13 protein-coding genes are annotated in these 18,812 nt (G+C 69.0%); 6 read left to right on the top strand and 7 right to left on the bottom strand.

Annotated elements, in window-relative coordinates:
- Positions 1–7: 7 nt before the first annotated feature.
- Together treY and treZ are read left to right on the top strand one after the other, a co-directional pair.
- Positions 8–2,350, top strand: coding sequence for a malto-oligosyltrehalose synthase (treY, locus tag M6D93_RS01090; RefSeq protein ID WP_347343516.1), 2,343 nt, complete (start codon positions 8–10; stop codon positions 2,348–2,350).
- Positions 2,347–4,149, top strand: coding sequence for a malto-oligosyltrehalose trehalohydrolase (gene treZ / locus M6D93_RS01085; protein ID WP_249772281.1), 1,803 nt, complete (start codon positions 2,347–2,349; stop codon positions 4,147–4,149). Before treY ends, treZ begins: the two co-directional genes overlap by 4 nt.
- A 4-nt stretch (positions 4,150–4,153) precedes the next feature.
- Here treZ and M6D93_RS01080 read toward each other — a convergent pair whose 3' ends face one another.
- The 5 genes from M6D93_RS01080 to M6D93_RS01060 all read right to left on the bottom strand — a co-directional run bounded on the left by M6D93_RS01080 (position 4,154) and on the right by M6D93_RS01060 (position 11,556).
- Positions 4,154–5,257: a PDR/VanB family oxidoreductase gene (locus M6D93_RS01080; protein WP_249772279.1), complete on the bottom strand. Its 1,104-nt coding sequence runs from the start codon at positions 5,255–5,257 to the stop codon at positions 4,154–4,156.
- Positions 5,254–6,144: a metal-dependent hydrolase gene (locus tag M6D93_RS01075; RefSeq protein ID WP_249772277.1), complete on the bottom strand. Its 891-nt coding sequence runs from the start codon at positions 6,142–6,144 to the stop codon at positions 5,254–5,256. The genes M6D93_RS01080 and M6D93_RS01075 overlap by 4 nt, the downstream gene beginning before the upstream one ends.
- Before the next feature lie 69 nt (positions 6,145–6,213).
- Positions 6,214–7,995 carry an SDR family oxidoreductase gene (locus tag M6D93_RS01070; RefSeq protein ID WP_249772275.1) on the bottom strand — a complete coding sequence of 594 codons (1,782 nt, stop codon included), beginning with the start codon at positions 7,993–7,995 and terminating at the stop codon, positions 6,214–6,216.
- 180 nt (positions 7,996–8,175) lie between these two features.
- Positions 8,176–9,291, bottom strand: a complete 1,116-nt coding sequence (locus M6D93_RS01065; protein WP_249772273.1) for a GGDEF domain-containing protein — start codon at positions 9,289–9,291, stop codon at positions 8,176–8,178.
- A gap of 1,011 nt (positions 9,292–10,302) precedes the next feature.
- Positions 10,303–11,556: an MFS transporter gene (locus tag M6D93_RS01060; RefSeq protein WP_249772271.1), complete on the bottom strand. Its 1,254-nt coding sequence runs from the start codon at positions 11,554–11,556 to the stop codon at positions 10,303–10,305.
- Positions 11,557–11,727: 171 nt separating this feature from the next.
- On the opposite strand from M6D93_RS01060, the gene M6D93_RS01055 reads away from it, so the two are divergent.
- From M6D93_RS01055 to M6D93_RS01045, 3 genes are all read left to right on the top strand, one after another.
- Positions 11,728–13,188 (top strand): trypsin-like peptidase domain-containing protein, encoded by a 1,461-nt coding sequence (locus M6D93_RS01055; RefSeq protein ID WP_249772269.1) that lies wholly within the window; start codon positions 11,728–11,730, stop codon positions 13,186–13,188.
- A gap of 75 nt (positions 13,189–13,263) precedes the next feature.
- Positions 13,264–14,913: an acyl-CoA dehydrogenase family protein gene (locus M6D93_RS01050; RefSeq protein WP_249772267.1), complete on the top strand. Its 1,650-nt coding sequence runs from the start codon at positions 13,264–13,266 to the stop codon at positions 14,911–14,913.
- Between the two features lie 237 nt (positions 14,914–15,150).
- Positions 15,151–16,392: a fibronectin type III domain-containing protein gene (locus M6D93_RS01045; protein WP_249772265.1), complete on the top strand. Its 1,242-nt coding sequence runs from the start codon at positions 15,151–15,153 to the stop codon at positions 16,390–16,392.
- A gap of 74 nt (positions 16,393–16,466) precedes the next feature.
- On the opposite strand, the gene M6D93_RS01040 is transcribed toward M6D93_RS01045, so the two are convergent.
- Entirely contained in the window at positions 16,467–16,709 is a 243-nt protein-coding gene (locus tag M6D93_RS01040; RefSeq protein WP_249772263.1) for a DUF6191 domain-containing protein, read from the bottom strand.
- Positions 16,710–16,790: 81 nt separating this feature from the next.
- On the opposite strand from M6D93_RS01040, the gene M6D93_RS01035 reads away from it, so the two are divergent.
- The gene (locus tag M6D93_RS01035; protein ID WP_249772261.1) at positions 16,791–17,978 is read left to right on the top strand and encodes a class I SAM-dependent methyltransferase; all 1,188 of its coding nucleotides are present in this window, start codon (positions 16,791–16,793) and stop codon (positions 17,976–17,978) included.
- Here M6D93_RS01035 and M6D93_RS01030 read toward each other — a convergent pair whose 3' ends face one another.
- The gene (locus M6D93_RS01030; RefSeq protein ID WP_249772259.1) at positions 17,979–18,731 is read right to left on the bottom strand and encodes a YdcF family protein; all 753 of its coding nucleotides are present in this window, start codon (positions 18,729–18,731) and stop codon (positions 17,979–17,981) included. It lies immediately after the preceding gene.
- Between the last annotated feature and the right edge of the window lie 81 nt (positions 18,732–18,812).

The following is an 18,812-nucleotide window of genomic DNA, read 5'->3' as shown; positions in this document are numbered from 1 at the left end:
CCGACTGATGTCGAGCCCCGAACGGACTGTCTCTGCTGTGCCCAGTTCCACCTACCGGCTGCAGATCACCGCGGACTTCACCCTGACCGACGCCGCTGAACTCGTCGACTATGTGGCCGCCCTCGGCGTCGGAGCGATCTACGTATCACCGCTGCTGCGCGCCACCGAAGGTTCCAGTCACGGCTACGACGTGGTCTCGCACCTGGAGGTGGACCCTGCCCGCGGCGGGACGTCCGGCCTTGCGGTGCTGGCCAAAGCCTGCGCCGGGCGCGGCCTCGGCCTCGTCGTGGACATCGTGCCCAACCACATGGGCGTGGCCGACCCGAGCCAGAACCGGGCGTGGTGGGACCTTCTCACCTACGGCGAAGGCTCCGAGCACGCCAGCTGGTTCGACGTCGATTGGGGTTATGCCGACGGCCGGATCCTCATCCCGGTGCTCGGCGACGATGCTGACCTGAGTCGTGATCTGACCGTGGTCTCCGACGAGTTGCGCTACTACGAGCACCGGTACCCGATCAATCCGGACAGCAGGGCAAGCCTCATCGCCGCCGGCGCCGACCCGGACGCGCTCGACCCACTCGCGGTTCACGACGCGCAGCACTATCGCCTGGTGTCCTTCCGCAAAGCCGACACCGAGCAGAACTACCGCCGGTTCTTCGCCGTGACCGACCTGGCCGGCTTGCGTGTGGAAGATCCCGCGGTGTTCGAGGCGACGCACGCGGAAATCCTGCGGTGGGTCGCCGACTACGGCGTGAGCGGCATCCGCATCGACCACCCGGACGGACTGGTCGACCCGCAGGGTTACCTGGAACGACTCGCCACCGCCGCGCCGAAGGCGTGGATCACCGTGGAGAAGATCACCGAGCCGGGCGAGGAATTGCCGGCGTCCTGGCCGGTGTCGGGCATGACCGGCTACGACGCCCTGGCCGAGGTCAACGGCGTGCTCGTGGATCCGGCGGCCGAGGGGACGATGACCGAGCTCTACCAGCGGCTGACCGGCGACGAGCGCTCCTACGCCGATCACATCGCCGACGGCAAGCGGCTGGTCGCCACCACCATCCTCCAGGCCGAGATCCGTCGGCTGGACCGGCTGGTGACCGGTGTCGAGAATGCGGCGGCGGCGCTGGCCGAGCTGGTCATCGCCTTCCCCGTCTACCGGTCCTACCTCCCGCTGGGGGCCGATCATCTCGACCAGGCGGTGCGGACCGCCAAGCAGCGCCGCCCGGAACTGTCGGCGGCCATCGAGGCCTTGCTGCCGCGGCTGAGCGACCCGTCCGACGAGTTGGCGATGCGCTTCCAGCAGGTGACCGGCGCGGTCACCGCGAAGGGGGTCGAGGACACCGCGTACTACCGGTACACCCGGTTGATCTCGCTCAACGAGGTCGGCGCCTACCCCGGCCGGTTCGGTCTGGGCGTCGCCGATTTCCACGCCGCCCAGCAACGCCGGCTCGAGATCGCCGCCGCCGGCATGACGACGCTGTCCACCCACGACACCAAGCGTGGTGAGGACATCCGGGCACGGATTTCGGTGCTGCCTGAACTCGGCGAGCAATGGGCTTCCGCGGCCGGGGAACTGCTCCGCCTGGCGCCGGTCCCGAACGCCGCGTTCGGTTACCTGCTCTGGCAGACGATCGCCGCGACCGGCCTCATCGATCGCGGCCGATTGCACGGTTTCGCCGAGAAGGCCATGCGAGAAGCTGCCGACGGCACCGGCTGGATCGATCCGGACGAGGCCTTCGAGGCCGCCGTCCACGCCGCGGTGGACGCCGCCTACGACGATCCGCGGGTTCGGGTGCTGATCACCGATCTGCACGACCAGTTGCTCGAGTACGGGTGGAGCAACTCGCTGTCGGCCAAGCTCGTGCAACTGACCATGCCCGGCGTGCCGGACGTGTACCAGGGCAGTGAATGGGCCGAGGAGTCCCTCGTCGATCCCGACAACCGACGGCCGGTCGATTTCGCCGCGATCGCGCAAGCACTTTCCGTCCTGCGCGCGGCCGGCCCGACACTGGTCCCCGCGCCGGCCGAGCAGGCCAAGCTGTGGCTGACCACGCAGGCGTTGACCGTCCGGCGCGATCATCCGGAGCTGTTCACCGACTACGTCCCGCTGCAGGTCGACGGGCCCGCCCAGGATCACCTCCTGGCCTTCGACCGAGGGGGCGCCGTCACCCTGGCCACCCGCTTGCCGCTGGCGCTGGCCGGGGCTGGGGGCTGGACCGACACCAGCCTGGATTTGCCGGACGGGCGTTGGACGGACATTCTCACCGGCCGCGAGCATCACGGCACGGTTCGGGTCGCCGAGGTTCTGGACCGGCTTCCGGTCGCACTGCTGCTCAGGGCCCAGTCATGAGCCTCGTTTCGGTGTGGGCACCACGGCCGACGTCCGTCCGCCTCTGGCTCGATGACGGCTCAGGTGAGCGGACCATCGCGATGACCAAGGGCGAGCACGGCTGGTGGTCGGTCGAGTCGGACGCTGCGAACGCGGGCGTGGACTACGGTTTCCTGCTCGATGACGCCGAGCGCCCGGTCGCCGATCCGCGCAGCCGACGCCAGCCGGCCGGCGTCCACGGCCCGAGCCGGTTCTACCCGGACGAGTTCGCCTGGACCGACGGCGAGTGGGCCGGACTCGGCCTCGGCGACGCGGTTCTGTACGAACTGCACATCGGGACGTTCACCGAGGCGGGCACGTTCGACGCGGCCATCGAGCGGCTGGACTACCTTGCCGAGCTGGGTGTCACGCACATCGAACTGCTGCCGGTCAACGACTTCAACGGACTGTGGAACTGGGGTTACGACGGCGTCCTCTGGTATGCGGTGCACGAGGCCTACGGCGGCCCGGACGGCCTGAAGCGGTTGGTCGACGCCGCCCACGCCCGGGGTCTGGCGGTCGTGCTCGACGTGGTCTACAACCACTTCGGGCCCAGTGGGAACTACCTGCCCGAGTTCGGTCCCTACCTCAAGAGCGGGCGCAACACCTGGGGCGACCTCGTCAACCTCGACGGAGAATCGTCCGGCCCGGTCAGGGCATACATCCTCGACAACGTGACCCAGTGGCTGTCTGAGTTCCACGTCGACGCGTTGCGACTGGACGCCGTGCACGCCCTGCAGGACACCTCTGAACAGCACCTGCTCGCGCAGATGTCCGAGCGGGTCGAGCATTTGTCCCGTGAGCAGGGGCGGCCCTTGACGCTGATCGCGGAGTCCGATCTCAACGACCCGGTGATGTTCACGCCGCGCTCCGAAGGTGGCTACGGGCTCGACGGTCAGTGGGACGACGACGTCCACCACATGCTTCACGCGCTGCTGTCGGGCGAGCGCCAGGGCTACTACGACGACTTCGGTACGTTGCCCGGCTTGGCGAAGGTGCTGACCCGGGCGTTCTTCCACGACGGCACCTACTCGACGTTCCGTAAGCACGCACACGGTAAGCCGGTCGATCGGGAACGAACCCCCGGCTGGCGATTCGTCGTCTGCCTGCAGAATCACGACCAGGTCGGCAACCGCGCGGCCGGGGACCGGCTGCCCGAGATTGCCACGCCAGGACTGCTCGCGGTCGGCGCCACCCTGCTGCTCACCTCGCCGTTCACGCCGATGCTCTGGATGGGCGAGGAATGGGCGGCGAGCACGCGCTGGCCGTTCTTCACCTCCCACCCCGAGCCGGAGCTCGGCGAGGCCACCGCAAAGGGCCGCGTCGCCGAGTTCGCCGAGCACGGCTGGGACGTCTCGCAGATGATCGATCCGCAGGACGAGTTGGCGTTCACCTCCGCCAAGCTGCGGTGGGACGAGGCTCAGGCCGATGGCCACAGCCGAATGCTGTCCGTCTACCGCGAACTGCTTCGGCTCCGGCACGCCGAACCCGATCTGCGCGACGGACACCTGCTCGACGTCCAGGTCGATTTCGACGAGCAGGCGGGGTGGGTGCTCATTCGCCGCGGCGCTTTCCTGGTCGCGGTGAACCTAGCCGACACCGAGCGGGCCATCCCACTCCCAACCGAGCCGGAGGATGCCGAGCCGGCAGAGGCCAGATCGACGGCCCCGACGGTGGTCTTCAGCACGGCCACCGCGCTCGATCCCACGCGTGCAGCGGTGACCGCGTCCGGCGGCGTGCTCGGGCTGCCCGCGGAGTCGGCCGCCATCCTGCGGTTGTAGTAGCTCACAGGTCGACGACGATCGGGCCGCGGCCGCGGGACACGCACAACGCCAGTTCCGTGCCGCGCCCGGTGCTGGTCAGGACGCGGTCGCGATGGTCGACCTCGCCGGCCAGCAGCGGGACGCGGCACGTCCCGCAAAAGCCCTGCTGGCAGGAGAACGCGACGTCGGGCAGCACCCGGCGAACTGCCTGCAGGGCCGTCTCGTCACCCCCGACCAGCAGCGAGATCCCCTGTCGTACCAGGGACATCTCGAATGGTTCGCCACCCACGACCGGCGGCGCGGAGAAACGCTCGTAGTGCATCGAGACGATCGCGCGCTGGGGGAGTTGCCGGCGCACCTGGTCCACCGCGTGCACCAGGCCCGGCGGGCCGCAGCAGTAGGCCCGGGCACCGGGCGGCGCCGTCGCCAGCACCTCGGCGATCGTGCTCGCCGATCGGGCCCGGTCGGTGCTCAGCACGATCCGTCCGCGATGGCCGGCCTGATCGGCGAGTTCGTGCAACTCGGCCAGGAACGGCAAGCTGGCCTCGGTGCGTCCCGCGTAACAGAGGGTCCACTCGACGCCGGCCCGCGTCGCAGCGCCGACCATCGGCAGAATCGGCGTGATCCCGATTCCGCCCGCGACGAAGAAATAGCGCTGCGCACGAATGAACGGGAACGCGTTGCGCGGTCTACGCACGGTGAGAGCAGTCCCTGGCCGCAAGGAGTGCACCTCGGCCGAGCCCCCGCCACCCCCGGGGGCGCGAGGGCCGCCACCGGCCCCCTCCCCGCCCGCGACCGGAAGCAACCGGACCGCGATGCGATAGCTCGACCGATCGGCCGGGTCGCCACACAGCGAGTACTGGCGGATCCGCCCGGACGGCAGCCGGACGTCCAGGTGCGACCCGGGCCGCCATTGCGGCAGCGGGCCGCCGGGCGCGGGGACGAGCCGCAGGCTGACGACCCCGTCCGCCTCCGCGGTGACGTGCTGGACCAGCACCGCAAGCTCCCGCTGTACCGGGTGGGCCGGACCGGGACCCGAGCCGGACCGCAGGGACAGGCGCTGGTAACGATCGACCATCCGAGCCAGGACCGGCCACGCCTGGCCGACCGGCGCGCGGACCGTCACGGGGTTGCGGCCAGGGCGGCGGGCGAGCTCGCCAGGTACGCCACCGCCTGACTGGTCGATGCCTCCCGGCTCGGGTGGTACCACGGCGCGAGGTAGCGCAGATAGGACCACAGAAACGGCAGTGGCGAGGGCACCAGGCCTCGACGGCCGGCGCGGAACCAGTCCCGCCAACGGGCCTTGTTCTGCGGCTCGACGAGCTCGGAGTCGGAGGCGAGCAAGGCGGTGAGGCCCCGAGCCCAGAGCCAGCCCAGGGCCGGCATGATCAGCAGGTGCGTCCGGACCCGGCGCCAGTACCGCCCGTCCACGTGGGCGTAGAGGTCGTAGGCGACCGCGCGGTGCTCGACCTCCTCCGCGCCGTGCCAGCGAAGCAGGTCGAGCATGACCGGGTCGGCGCCGGCATCGTCGAGCCCGGCCGCATTGAGCACCCAGTCACCGAGCACCGCGGTCATGTGCTCGATGGCGGCGATCAGGGCCAGTCGCTCGACGAGCCACGCCTGAGCGGCCGGGCCGGTCAAGCCCCGGTCGCCGAGCTGGTCGCGGAAGAACCACTCCAGCTCACCGACGAATCCGGCCGTCTCGAGACCAGCGGCGCAAAGGTGGTCCTGCGCGCCCTGGTGGGCCTCGGCGTGCATCGATTCCTGCCCGATGAAACCGATCACCTGCTCTTGAAGCCCTTCGTCCCGGATGAGCGGCAGCGCCTCGGAGAACACCCGGACGAACCACCGTTCACCCTCGGGCAGGAGCAGGTGCAGCAGGTTGATCAGGTGGCTCGCGAACGGCTCACCTGGAATCCAGTGCGGCGGCAGCGCGCTGAAGTCGAAGGCCACCTCGCGGGCACGCAAGGCTACTTCCCCGGGTTCGAAGACGGCCGCGGTGCGATCGTTCACGGGTCACTCCCTTCGCCGCGCCCGGCTCCACGCGGCTGGACGAGTTCGGTTTCTTCAGGGCCGGTGCGGTCAGAGTTCGGTCAGGTCGACACGCGCGATCGTGCGCTGGAGGCCGGGCAGCAGCCGGTCGAGCAGCCGGAAGGCGACCGCCTCGGCAGTCACGTAAACGACCGGCTTGTTCGCCTCGACCCCCGCCACGATGCGGCGCGCGGCCTTCGCGGGCGGGTAGTTACGGCGGCGGTAGGAACGCACGGCACGGTCCTGCTTGACACGTTCGGCGGCCTCGTCCAGCCCGACGTGTGATGTGGTGCGCGAGATGTTCGTGTCGACGAACCCGGGACAGACCGCGGTCACACCGATCTGGTGGACGGCCAGTTCGGCGCGTAGGCATTGCGTCAGCATCAACACGCCCGCCTTGGTTGTGGCGTAGGCCGGATAGGTGCGGGACGGCGAATACGCGGCGGCCGAGGCGATGTTGACGATCCGCCCCGGGTGACCGGCCGTGACCCAGTCGGAGGCGAACAGTCGGCAGCCGTGAATCACGCTGTGCAGGTTGACGTCCAGGATCCGCTCCCAGTCCGCGGCCTCGGTCTGCAGAAACGATCCAGCCATCCCGATGCCGGCGTTGTTCACCAGGACGTCCAGGTGGCCGAAGTCCGTCCGGATCAGCGCCGCCAGCTCCGCCCAGCCCTGCTCGTCGGCCACGTCCAGCCGGAGGGCCTGGGCACTGCGCCCGAGTGCGCGGACCTCGTCGGCGACCTGGTCGGCGGCCGCTTCGTCGATGTCGGCGATCAGGACGTCCGCGCCGCGCCGGGCAAACTCCAGGGCGGTCGCCCGGCCGATCCCGCTGCCGCCGCCGGTGACCAGCGCGAGTTGACCCGCGAAGGGTTGGCCACGCCCGGGGCCGGTGCGTCGTGGCCGGCTGTGGGGCACGGACCGCTTCACCTCGCAACGGCGCAGCGACGGGGCCGCCACTGCGGATTCGACGAGGTCGATCAGCTGGGCGGTGGCGGTGGCGATGACGTCCGGCCGTTGGGTCAGGATCCAATGGCCTCCGGCGATGCGGCGCGGGAAGAACCGGTGGGTGAACGGCAGGGGGGCGTCCAATTGCAGGGCGGGCGTGACGAAGCGGTCGGCGACGGGCGCCAGGACCTGGACGGGCACCTCGGTTCGGCGCGGGACGTCGCGGCGACGGATGCGCATGTTCGCCCGGTAGAGGTTGAGGCCGTTCAGCTTCTCGCGCAGGTCTCGGCGGTAGTCCGCCCGCGAGGTTCGCACCGCACGGTCGAGCAGGCGGGCGCGCCAGGCCAGTTCGGGCACCTTCGGGAGCAGGAAGAGGCCGATGTAGGCCGAGCGACGTTGCTGGGCGAGCACCGCCCGCATCCGGCGTCCCGGGTGCCGAAGTCCTTCGCGCATCCAGTGGCCGGCGTGATCCAGACTCGGTCCCGAGACCGTCGTCAGGCTGGCGATCCGGCCGGCGAGGCTGGGTTCGGTCGCGAAGTGCCAGGCTTGAATGCCGCCCCAGTCGTGGCCGAGCAGATGCACCGCCCGGCCTTCAGGCAGCAGTCCCAGCACCGCACGGAAGTCCTCGGCCAGCCGGTCGAGCTCGTAGCCGGCGCGAGATCCAGGAGCCTGCGAGCGTCCGGCCCCACGGACGTCGTAGGCCAGTACCCGAAAGCGCGCGGCCAGGGCTTCCACGACGCCGTCCCAGACCCCCGCGTGATCCGGATAGCCGTGGATGCACACCACCACTGGAGAGTCCGGCGACGGCCCTCGCGTCTCGTACACGGCGATCCGTGTGCCGTCGAGCGAACTGACGAACTGGGGTTGCACCGCGCGGGGCTCGGTCATCACCCGTCCATCCTCGGCTCTTTTACAAAATCGTACGATCTGTAAGAGCACTATCTGCCTCCGGCTTCGGGGCTGTCAACCCCACGGCCGCACACCGATCGAAAACAGGTTGGCTACCGAGTGGGCGTCCACGCACGCGTGGCGACATGCAGCCGAGCGGGACGCCTCGGCGTAGGGCTGTCAGTCGCCGATGTAGCTGTACTCGACGCGGTCGCGACCCTCACGCTTGGCTCGGTAGAGCGCGGCGTCGGCAACGTGCAGCAGGTCCTCGACCGCATCGCCCTGCTGGGGGAAGGCCGCGAGTCCGATGGACGCCGACAAGCCCGACAGCGGGATCTCCTCGCCGCGCAGGGGGATACGAAGGTCCCGAACCGCCTGCAGCACGCGGTCGGAGATCGCGAGGGCGTCCAGCGGTGACACCTGGGGCAGGAGCGCCACGAACTCCTCGCCACCGAAGCGGCCGATGGTGTCGTACTCCCGAAGCTCGTCGCCGAGCAGGGCCGCGACGGCCTTGAGTACGGCATCTCCCACGAGATGGCCGTGGCTGTCGTTGATGGACTTGAAGTTGTCCATGTCGATGATCAGCATCGCCGCGTTGTAACCCTCGCGGCGTGAACGGGTGAGTTCGCGCTCGGCCAGTTCCTGCCAGGTGACCGCGTTGAGCAGGCCGGTCTTCGCGTCGGTCGTGGCCGCCACCTGCAGTTCCTTGGTGAGGACGCTGCGCTGCAGCAACACCATGGGAGCGATGACCAAGACCATGAAGAACGGCTGGAAGACGAGGCAGAGGGCGACCATGGCGCCGAGGCACAGGGTCGCCAGCTCCATCGCGTTCTCCCGCCACAGGCTCCAGAAGGCGGGGGTCTTCTCTCGGCCGGCCGAGACCAGCATGACCAGGTACACCAGGCCGATGTTCGTGCTGGCGTAGACGAGCATGGCGGCCGCGATCACGAGGACGGCCAACGCGCCGGAGCCGATGATCGACGACGAGCCGTGCATCAGGGAGCGAACGGCTTCGTGGGCGACGACGCCGGCGATCCAGATCGTGGCCGCGGTGAAGAACAGCCGGTGCGGCGTGGCCCCGGACGGCTTGTGGTGGCGGAACCACATGTGCAGTCGCACGACGACGAAGAGGACGAAGACCAGATGAAGCGGAAGCACGACGGCCGCGGAGAAGGTCCAGACGGAGGTGAGGTCGGCGTGCATGGCCACGTTGAGCCGGAACCGCATGCTTTCGACGTGCGCTGAGATTTCCTCGAACACCGTGCTCGCGACCAGGAGGCCGACAAAAAGCCACATCTCATGAGACGTGGCGCTAATTGAGGCGAACGCGGCGATTGCCAGGAAAATGGCAAATATGTCGACGGTTAAAACTACCCGCTTGACTCCAGATGGGATGAACCACACAGCCCAGGCGCGGGCGCGCGAAAACCCGCGCAATGCACCAGTTGGTGTGGTTCGTGTCATGCGGACGCTCCTCGGGATACACAAACCGTAGCGGACTGACTACAGCTTCCGCCAGAGAAGTTGAGCTATTTAACGCGGCTTAGATACCGCCTCAGTCAAGATTTACCCAGGGCCTTCACCACCCGCCACAGGAGTCACGGCGGAGCGGGTGCCGTGCCCCATCGGGGGCCGGGATTTGTACGTTCCAAATCGTACAAGCCGGGACAAGTAGTACGTACCAGGCAAATTTTGCATGCCCGGACAAGTTCCACCACGACCGGCCGGAGGGTAGCTAGCTATGACGACCTGCGCAGACCCATGCAGCCCCGTGGGCATGGGCATTCGCGACCCATTTCCCCGGCAATCCAATCAGGAGCCCGGAGTTTCGGCCGTCGACACGCTCAACGACACACCGGGCCGCGGGTAACGGCGTGAACCGTGTGAATTGTTCACAAGACCGCCGTGCCTGTGGTTCACACAGACCTAATTCGCCGGTTCGTGCATCGGCTGCGGTCACTCAGAAAGGAGCGAAAGTGAGCAACGTCACTTGGCGCTGACCTAGGTCGACACGCCGACACGCATCCCGCCGCCATCCGTCTGGAAAGGAAATCCCATGAACAACGTGACCTGGCGCTGATCAGCCCCGCACCACCCCGACGCCCGACCGACACGATCCGAGAGGACACCCGATGAACAACGTGACCTGGCGCTAATCAGCCCCGCACCACCCCGACGCCCGACCGACACCATCTGAGAGGACACCCGATGAACAACGTGACCTGGCGCTAGGCCCCCGAACTGCCGTCCAGACGTGCAGTCAGCCAAGCTCGAAATACCGGACCGGATCGTTCCCGGTCGCCGGCCTCACTCTCCCGGCAACGCCTCGACGAAGACTCCTTCGTCGCAAGTTCCTTCGGCTACACCCAAGCGCCGCCACGCCCGCGCCAGCATCAGCGCGAGGACGAGTTGGGCCAGACCCGCGGCGCATACAGCGAACTCCGGGCTCCACTGCTGAGCCACGAGGCCGCCGAGCAGGACGCCAAGACCCTGCACGGCCAGAACCCCCGACGCCGCCAGGCCGATCGCCTGCCCCCGCCACCGGTCGGGCACCGCACGCGCGTACTCGGCGAAAACCTGCACCTCGTAGGACGTGAACGCGCCCGTGAGGGCCAGCAGCAGCACGGTCACCAGCAGCGACGAGCTGAACTGGCAGCAGATCAGCGGGACCGCGGCCAGCACCGACATCGGGCCGAGCCATTCGCGCCGACGCTTCGAATCCAGCAGGCGGCTGTAAACCAACGTCCCCAGGGCCGTACCCGCCGGCATTGCCGCCAGAATCAGCCCGGTAGAGCGTGCACCGCCGCCCAGCTGTGCGGCCAGTGGAGCCGCGACGCCTTCCGGGACGATGAACAGACCAGCCAGCCAGCCCAGGCCGAGCAGGACCCGTAGCAGCCGCGTCCGGGAGATCACCGCGGCGCCGGCGCGCAGTCCGTCGAGATAGTCGGCAGCACTGGCCCGTCGGCTTCCGAGAGCGCGGGGCCGCTCCCGAACGCCCAGGCGGATCAGCAGCGCCGACAACAGGAAAGTGGCCGCATCGACCAGCAGGCCACCCCGCGCGCTCAACAGCGCGATCAGCACGCCACCCAGGGCGAAGCCGAGCAGCTGCGCCACCTGATCGGTCATCGCTCGCAGCCCGGTGCCCACCTCGTAGGCCTCGCCGTCAAGGATCATTGGAGCCAGCGCGTTCTCAGCCGCCCCGAAGGGAGAACCGATCACGACGACGGCGATCAGCAACAGTCCGAGCACCGGCAGCGGCACGGCCGGTACCGCCATCAGGGCGATCAGGACCGCCCGCAGCAGATCGCACCAGATCATCAATCGCCGTCGAGGGAGCCGATCGGCCAGACCCGCGAACAGGATCCCCCCGATGAGCGCCGGCAAGAACGTCAGCGCATACGTCAGCGCGGTCAATGCGGAGTTGGACGTGCGCTCGAAGACGAGCACCGAGATCGCGACTCGGGCGAGCTGATCGCCGGCCATCGACTGCGCCGACGCGAGCCAGAGCGCGCGGAATTCCCGCACTTTCAGCACGGTGCTGAAGCCCACCCGCGCGCTCAATTCAGATCTCCCGCAGTAAGCATCCGTGTACGCAAGCGATACTGCCGTGTCCGGCACCTACGAACAAGCCAGTCAGATCGGACGCCCCAGTCAGCGCACTCCCAGGTTGTACCTATCCTTGGCTCGACCAGCGCCTAGTTGGCACACAGGTTCTCTCAGCAAGGTTGGACCATGGCCGAGAACGAATTCTCCGAAGAGCCACAGCCCCACGGTGGCCAGGACCAAGCTCCGGACGAGCGCACGCCGGCAGACGGCCGTACGGACCCTCCCCCCGCGGTGACGGCGCAGTACCCGCCGCCGCCCTTGGTAGCGGGCAGTTACGGCGGCACCGCCGGTTACCCCAGCGGGTACGCAGGCGGCACCAGTCCCTACGGCACGAGTCCGTACGGCGCCAGCCCGTACGGCGGGTACGCCGGCGCCGAGCCGGCTTATCAGGCTCCGTCGTCCGGCACCGGCTATCCCTACGGCTACCCGGCTGCCGGGGCGGACACCGCGGCGGTGGCCGCCGGTGGGCGTCCCGTGGACGAGCGGCGTGGCCGTTCGGGGGTCGGCCTGCCGTTACTCATCACCGCGCTCGTGGCCGCGCTCGTGGGCGGCGGCGTCGGAGCGGTCACCGTCGCGGTGGCCGACCGCCATGCCGACACCGTGAACACCGGCCTGAAGATCACGAACTCGACCGCGGGCCCCGCCGCGCCGACCAACGGAACCATCGGTGCCGCGGCGGCCCGCATCCGTCCGAGCGTGGTCACCATCAACGAGGTCAGTGGCACCTCCGGCGGCACAGGCTCCGGGGTGATCATTCGCGACGACGGCTACATCCTCACCAACGACCACGTGATTTCCCTTGCTGCGCAGGGCGGATCGCTGAGGGTGACCCTCTCGGACGGGCGCACGGCAAAGGCCACCATCGTGGGCCGGGACACCTCTGACGATCTGGCGGTGATCAAGGTCAGCGGGTTGAGCAAGCTGACCGCCGCCGCCTTCGGCAAGTCGAGCACGCTCAGCGTGGGCCAGACCGTCGTCGCCGTCGGGGCGCCGCTGGGCCTGTCCGACACGGTCACCAGCGGGATCGTCAGCAACACGGCACGACCGGTGCGCGCCGGCGACAACGACCAGGCCGTGTTCCAGGCGATCCAGACCGACGCGGCGATCAACCCGGGCAACTCCGGGGGCCCGCTCGTGGACCTCAACGGATCGGTCATGGGAATCAACGCCGCCATCGCTACGGACTCCTCCGGCGGCGGCCTGCAGATTCCGGGCCAGACCCAGCAGTCGGGCAACATCGGCATCGGCTTCGCCATCCCCTCGGACGAGGCGAGCCGGATCGCCAGCGAACTGATCGCCAACGGCAAGGCCTATCACGCCGTGCTCGGGATCAGCGTGCGGTCCACGTCGACGAGCTCCGCGGCCGGCGTCCAGATCGCCGGGGTCACCGCAGGCTCGGGAGCGGCTCGGGCCGGGCTGAAGGTGGGCGACGTGGTCACCGCGATCAACGCGCACGCCGTGACCACGGCCGATTCCCTGATCGCCGCCGTGCGCTCGTACGCTCCCGGCCTGAAGGTGTCGATCACCTACAGCCGTGGGGCCGCGACCTCGTCCGCGACGATCACCCTCGACAGGTCCGACAAGTAACCGCCGCGCCGGACACGATTTCACCAGGTACGTTCGGCCCTACTGGCGAGTAACAAACCGCGGTACCGTCGGGCCGTGGCTACCCATGACGTCTTCAACGTCCCGCGCCCGTGGTCGGGGGCGAACGTGTTCACCAGCGATCGCCTCCTGGGCCAGGCTCTGGCTCGCGCACAGGTGTCGCCCGCCGAGTTGACGTCCCTGACGGCCCTCGGCGCGCTGGCCGGAAGCGAGCGCGCCCAGGACGATGCCCGTCTGGCCAACGCCTATCCGCCCGTCCTGCGGACCCACGACCGGTACGGGCACCGGATCGACGAGGTGGAATTCCACCCGGCGTGGCACGAGCTGATGAGCGTGGCCGTGTCCCACGGGCTGCAGGCCGCACCGTGGGCGCCGGGGTCAACCGGCAACGCTCATCTCGTCCGCGCCGCTGGGTTCTACGTCTGGGGCCAGGTCGAACAGGGCCACTGCTGCCCGATCTCGATGTCGTATGCGGTACTGCCGGCACTGCGGCACTCGCCGGAGCTGGCCGCACGCTACGAGGGCGGCCTGCTCGCCCGGAACTACGAATTCGGGCTGGCCGAACCGAGCTCGAAGGCGGGGTTGCTCGCCGGTATGGCCATGACCGAGAAGCAGGGCGGTTCCGACGTTCGCGCCAACACCACCCATGCCGTGGCGGCCGGCGATGGCAGCTACCGGATCACCGGTCACAAGTGGTTCTGCTCGGCGCCGATGTGCGACCTGTTCCTCGTGCTGGCCCAACTGCCCGAGGGCTTGAGCTGTTTCCTGGTCCCCAGAGTGCTACCCGATGGCAGCCGCAATGTGTTCGCCCTGCAGCGCCTGAAGGACAAGCTCGGCGACAAGTCGAACGCCTCGTCCGAGGTGGAGTTCGACGACACCGTCGGGTGGCTGATCGGCGAGCCCGGACGGGGCGTGCGCACCATCCTCGAGATGGTCACCATGACCCGGTTGGACTGCGTCATCGGGGCGGCCGGTCTGCAGCGCGCGGCGCTCGTCCAGGCGGCGCATCACGTCACCGGACGAGCCGCCTTCGGGCACCGGCTCGCGGAACAGCCGCTGATGCGGGAGGTGATCGCCGATCTCGTCATCGAGGTGGACGCGGCGACGGCGCTGTTCACCCGGTTGGCCTCGGCCGTGGATCGTGGCGAGAACGCCTTCCTGCGCCTGGCGGTGGCGGCCGGCAAGTTCTTCGTCACCAAGCGCAGCGCCGCGGTGGTCGGAGAGGCCTTGGAATGCCTCGGCGGCGCGGGCTACGTGGAGGAGTCCCCGCTGCCGCGCTACTTCCGGGAATCGCCGCTCAATTCGATCTGGGAAGGCTCGGGCAACGTGATGGCACTCGACGTGCTGCGAGCCGTCCGGCGCGATCCCGAGTCGGTGTCCGCGCTGCGGGACGAGCTGGCCACCACCGACGGCGCCGATCCCCGGCTCGACGCAGCGACCGACGAGCTCGCCACGGTGCTCACCGGACTCGGCAGCGACCCCGTGGCCGATGCCCGCCAAGCCCGTCGACTCGCCGCCTTGATCACCCAGTGTGTTCAGGCCAGCGTGCTTGTGCGAGCCTCCGTTGGGACGGAGAGTAACGACCTAGCCGAGGGTTTCCTCGCTAGTCGCCTCGGCGGGCCACTACGTTCGGTATTCGGAGCCAGTGCGGCGCTGGACGGCGCTAGGTCCGATGAACTGGCCGCTCGCGTCCTCGACGAGGCGTAGCAGTCGACACGTCACCGGCACGCTCCGTTACGACCTACCGAGTTACATCCGTGTGAAACCTGGGCGAATGCCCTCAAGCGCGACATCGATCATAACGACACGGTAACGGTCACTCTCTGTCAGTTGCGCCTCACACGGAGTTTATGAGTTGCTACTCCCTGTAACACTTTCTAACGCAGGGATAACGCAATGTCACCGTCATCGTTCTCTCGTCGGCGTCGCCGAGTGACTGTCTTGATGGCAGTCGCCACGTTGGCGATAAGCACCGCGTCCAGCCTGACCCTCGCTTCGCCGGCCTCGGCGGCGGCGATCGGTGTCACGTCGGTGTCGACGAGTGGTGCTCCGGCCTCGGATTCGAATGGGTACAGCTGGGTGAGTTACTTCCGGCACCTGGCCGGGTTGGGCAGTGTCAGCCGTAACCCCGGCTTCGAGGCCCAGGAAGCGGTCCACGTCCGCTACCTGGCCAACCACTCCCTGGGCTGTGAAACCAACGTCCACGACGAACTGACCAACCGCGCCGCCGGCTGCGGCGCCAACCCCTACGCCACCCCGGGCGGTAAAGCCGCGGCCAACAACAGCGACGTCACCCGCGTCAGCGCCCCGGTCAGCGACCGCGCCGCGGTCTCCAACTGGTTCGGCGCCGCCTTCCACGCCCTGACCCTGCTCGACCCCCGCCTGACCAGCACCGGCTACAGCGCCTACTACACCCCCACCCCCCACGGCGCGGGCTCACTGGCCTGGCCCTTCACCGCCGCCGTCGACGTCTACCGCGGCCGCGCCGGCAGCTACCACGGCAGCATCATCGCCTTCCCCGCCAACCACGCCACCACCCCGCTGCTGTCCTACGCCATCGGTACCGAATCCCCCGAACCCTTCGCCACCGCCACCAACACCTGCCACTCCTGGGCCAGCAAAAGCCTCGTCTCCGCCCCCGTCATCATCCAATGGCCCCTGCACACCCCCACCCCCACCACCGGCACCCTGCGCGACCTCAGCACCGCCCAGAACCTGCCCACCTGCACCCTGAACCAGAACTCCTACCCCACCGGCTCCCTCGCCCGCCAATTCCTCGCCGGCGCCAACGGCATCACCCACTCCGCCTTCTACTACGCCGCCACCCCCTTCACCGCCGGCCACACCTACCGCCTCACCGTCAACACCCGCACCATCACCACCTTCACCGCCGGCGCCCTGCCCTCCACCATGGCCACCAGCGTCACCCCCGCCACCGCCGCCGCCCGCCTGTCCTGGTCCACCGCCCACCCCGGCATCGGCACCGTCACCACCTACCACGCCCGCCTCTACACCAACCCCACCTGCACCGGCGGCGCCACCCGCGCCATCGACACCACCCCCACCAGCCGCACCGCCCTCTTCACCCGCCTCACCCACCACCACACCTACTACCTCAAAGTCGCAGCCCGAAACACCAGCGGCGCCTACCGCTGGAGCCCATGCAGAGCCGTGAAAACGCGCTGACGGCCCGAGCCGCAGCTCGAGCCGTCAGGTAAAGCAGAACCACTGACACCCGGTCCCCGTCGGGTGGCCGGTGGTCAGTCGGAGGGCCCGTCCTCCGTCGCATCGACAGCCTCGTCGGCCGGATCCTTCCCCAGGGATTCGGCGGGCGGGGCCGTCGGCGTCTTACGGGCGATCACGAGCTTGCCGGAGTCGAGGTCGATGCGTTTGCCGCCGGAGGAGTCGCCGACCTCCTCACGGGTCGACTGCAGGCGGCGCTTTTCCTCGTCCATGTGCCGCTTGCCCGGGTTGAACAGCGTGTCTATGCCCCACTCCGTCATAGGAGCAGAGTACGCCCGGGTCGCCGGGCCGTAGGGTTGCCGTGTGACTATCCCCCGGACGCTCCGGTCAGCCGACGAGGCGTGACCGCCGTGCTGGATCTTGCCGCGCTCCGGCGCTTCCCCGACGTCGAGGCGGCCAACCTCCAGGCCGTCGATGCCACCGACCGTCTGCTGCTCGACATCGCCGCCGACTATCCCGACCACCTGGGCCGCGGCCTCGTCGTGATCGGCGACCACTACGGCGCGCTGTCGCTCGGGGCCGCCGATCGCTTCGGGTTGAACGACGTCCGCGTGCACCAGGATTCGATCGTCTCCGAGCGCGCCCTGCAGGCCAACGCCGTTCGGTTCGGTCTGGCCGGGCGCACCCGCTCCCTCGCCTTGTCCGACGAACTCGTGGCCGGCGCCGGGCTCGTCCTCGTCCAGCTGCCCAAGAGCCTGACGGCGGTGGCGGAACTGGCCGAGGTGATCGCGCGCTCGGCCGACCCGGACGTCGTCGTCCTGTTGGGGGGCCGCGTCAAGCACCTGAGCCTGGGCATGAACGACGTCCTCGGACGTTACTTCGCCGACCTCACCGCGGGCCTGGCCCGGCAGAAGTCGCGGGTGCTGACCGCACGCGGGCCGCTGCCGGTCGGTGAACCAGGTTTCCCGCTGGCCGCCCACCTGGACGAGCTCGACCTGGAAATTCGGGCGCACGGCGCCGCGTTCGCAGGGACCCGGCTCGATCTGGGCACTCGGCGCTTGGCCGAGGTTCTCGACGGCGCGCGACCCGGCGCGCAATCGGCGATCGACCTCGGCTGCGGCACCGGAATCCTGGCCGCGCTGCTGCTTCGGGCCCGCCCGGAGCTGAAGGTCCTGGCGACGGACAGTTCGGCCGCGGCGATCGAATCCACTGCCGCGACGCTGGCCGCGAACGGGCTGGCCGGGCCGGCCGGGCCGGGCGGCCCGGGCGGCCCGGGCGGCTCGGACCCCGCGCGGGTCACGCTGCTACGCGATGACGCCCTGTCGAGCGTGGCGGACGCGAGCGCGGATCTCATCGTCTGCAACCCGCCGTTTCACATCGAGGGCGCGGTGCACATCGGACCGGCCGTGAAGATGTTCCGCGCGGCCGGCCGGGTGCTGGCTCCGGGTGGTGAGCTCTGGACCGTCTTCAATTCGCACCTGGAATACCGCGCGATCCTCACCGATGCGGTCGGGCCCACCTCGATCGTCAGCCGCGACCCCAAGTTCTCCGTCGCGCGTTCTCGGCGACTCGACACTCGGCGGCGCTGATCAGCAGTCGCGGTTCAGCCCGGCCTTGATCCAGGCCCCCGTCTGATAGCTGAACTCGTACGCCCACTGGCTCAGCGGGATGTGGCGACGGGTGTCGACCATCGACACCTGACCGGGGAAGCAGCGCCGGACGATCACCCGGGCGCGGGAGATGTGGAAGGTCGACGTCACGACCATGATGCTCTTCCAGTGGTATTGAGCAGCCAGCTCGGTGATCTTCTGGGCTTCGCCGCGCGTCGTGGGGGGCCACGGATAGAAGCAGATGATCCGGCGGTCGGGGATACCGTTGCGACAGGCCCGCTGCATCTGCGGCTGCTTCTCGGTCACGGCGGACACCACCAGGTTGTGGGAGTAGCCCTGTTCGAGCAGTTCGAGCGCCCGGCCGTACCGGTCGTTGATGTCCGGCGGACCGAGCACCAGGATCGCGTCCACCCGGTGCGGAGTGTCCAGGTGCGGCCGGACCAGCAGCACGTAGCAGCCGGTCAGCCAGGCCAGTAACAGGACGAACAGCGCCGCCACGGTCCGTCGCAACCACCGCCGGCGCGACCTCTTACGCGGACCTACGACCCGGCGTCCGGGGGAGCTTGCAGGCGAGTGGGCGACGTCCGGCGTGTGCGGCGCGTCCTTGGCGGATGCGCGCTCAGCGGGTGCCGGCTCAGCGGGTACGGGCTCAGCGGGTACGGGCTCAGCGGTTGAGGCGGTCTGGGCGGCCGCGGCGGGGTCGAGTTCACTCTCCGCCCGGTACCCCGACATGGAGGCGATACTAGCTGGCGTTTGTTCTGAGTTAGCCGTAACAGCCCAGGACGTTGTCAGCACCGGCCGTTACGCTGGATT

It is taken from the genome of Jatrophihabitans telluris (assembly GCF_023516435.1).
Classification (GTDB): Bacteria; Actinomycetota; Actinomycetes; order Mycobacteriales; family Jatrophihabitantaceae; genus Jatrophihabitans_A; species Jatrophihabitans_A telluris.
This window is presented reverse-complemented; position numbering and strand designations above follow the sequence as displayed.

What these genes read in the sequence shown, in the direction of transcription:
- treY (WP_347343516.1), top strand. Translation starts at nt 8, where the DNA reads ATGTCGAGCCCCGAACGGACTGTCTCTGCTGTGCCCAGTTCCACCTAC.
- treZ (WP_249772281.1), top strand. Translation starts at nt 2,347, where the DNA reads ATGAGCCTCGTTTCGGTGTGGGCACCACGGCCGACGTCCGTCCGCCTC.
- M6D93_RS01070 (WP_249772275.1), bottom strand. Translation starts at nt 7,995, where the DNA reads ATGACCGAGCCCCGCGCGGTGCAACCCCAGTTCGTCAGTTCGCTCGAC.
- M6D93_RS01065 (WP_249772273.1), bottom strand. Translation starts at nt 9,291, where the DNA reads ATGTGGCTTTTTGTCGGCCTCCTGGTCGCGAGCACGGTGTTCGAGGAA.
- M6D93_RS01055 (WP_249772269.1), top strand. Translation starts at nt 11,728, where the DNA reads ATGGCCGAGAACGAATTCTCCGAAGAGCCACAGCCCCACGGTGGCCAG.
- M6D93_RS01045 (WP_249772265.1), top strand. Translation starts at nt 15,151, where the DNA reads ATGGCAGTCGCCACGTTGGCGATAAGCACCGCGTCCAGCCTGACCCTC.
- M6D93_RS01040 (WP_249772263.1), bottom strand. Translation starts at nt 16,709, where the DNA reads ATGACGGAGTGGGGCATAGACACGCTGTTCAACCCGGGCAAGCGGCAC.
- M6D93_RS01030 (WP_249772259.1), bottom strand. Translation starts at nt 18,731, where the DNA reads ATGTCGGGGTACCGGGCGGAGAGTGAACTCGACCCCGCCGCGGCCGCC.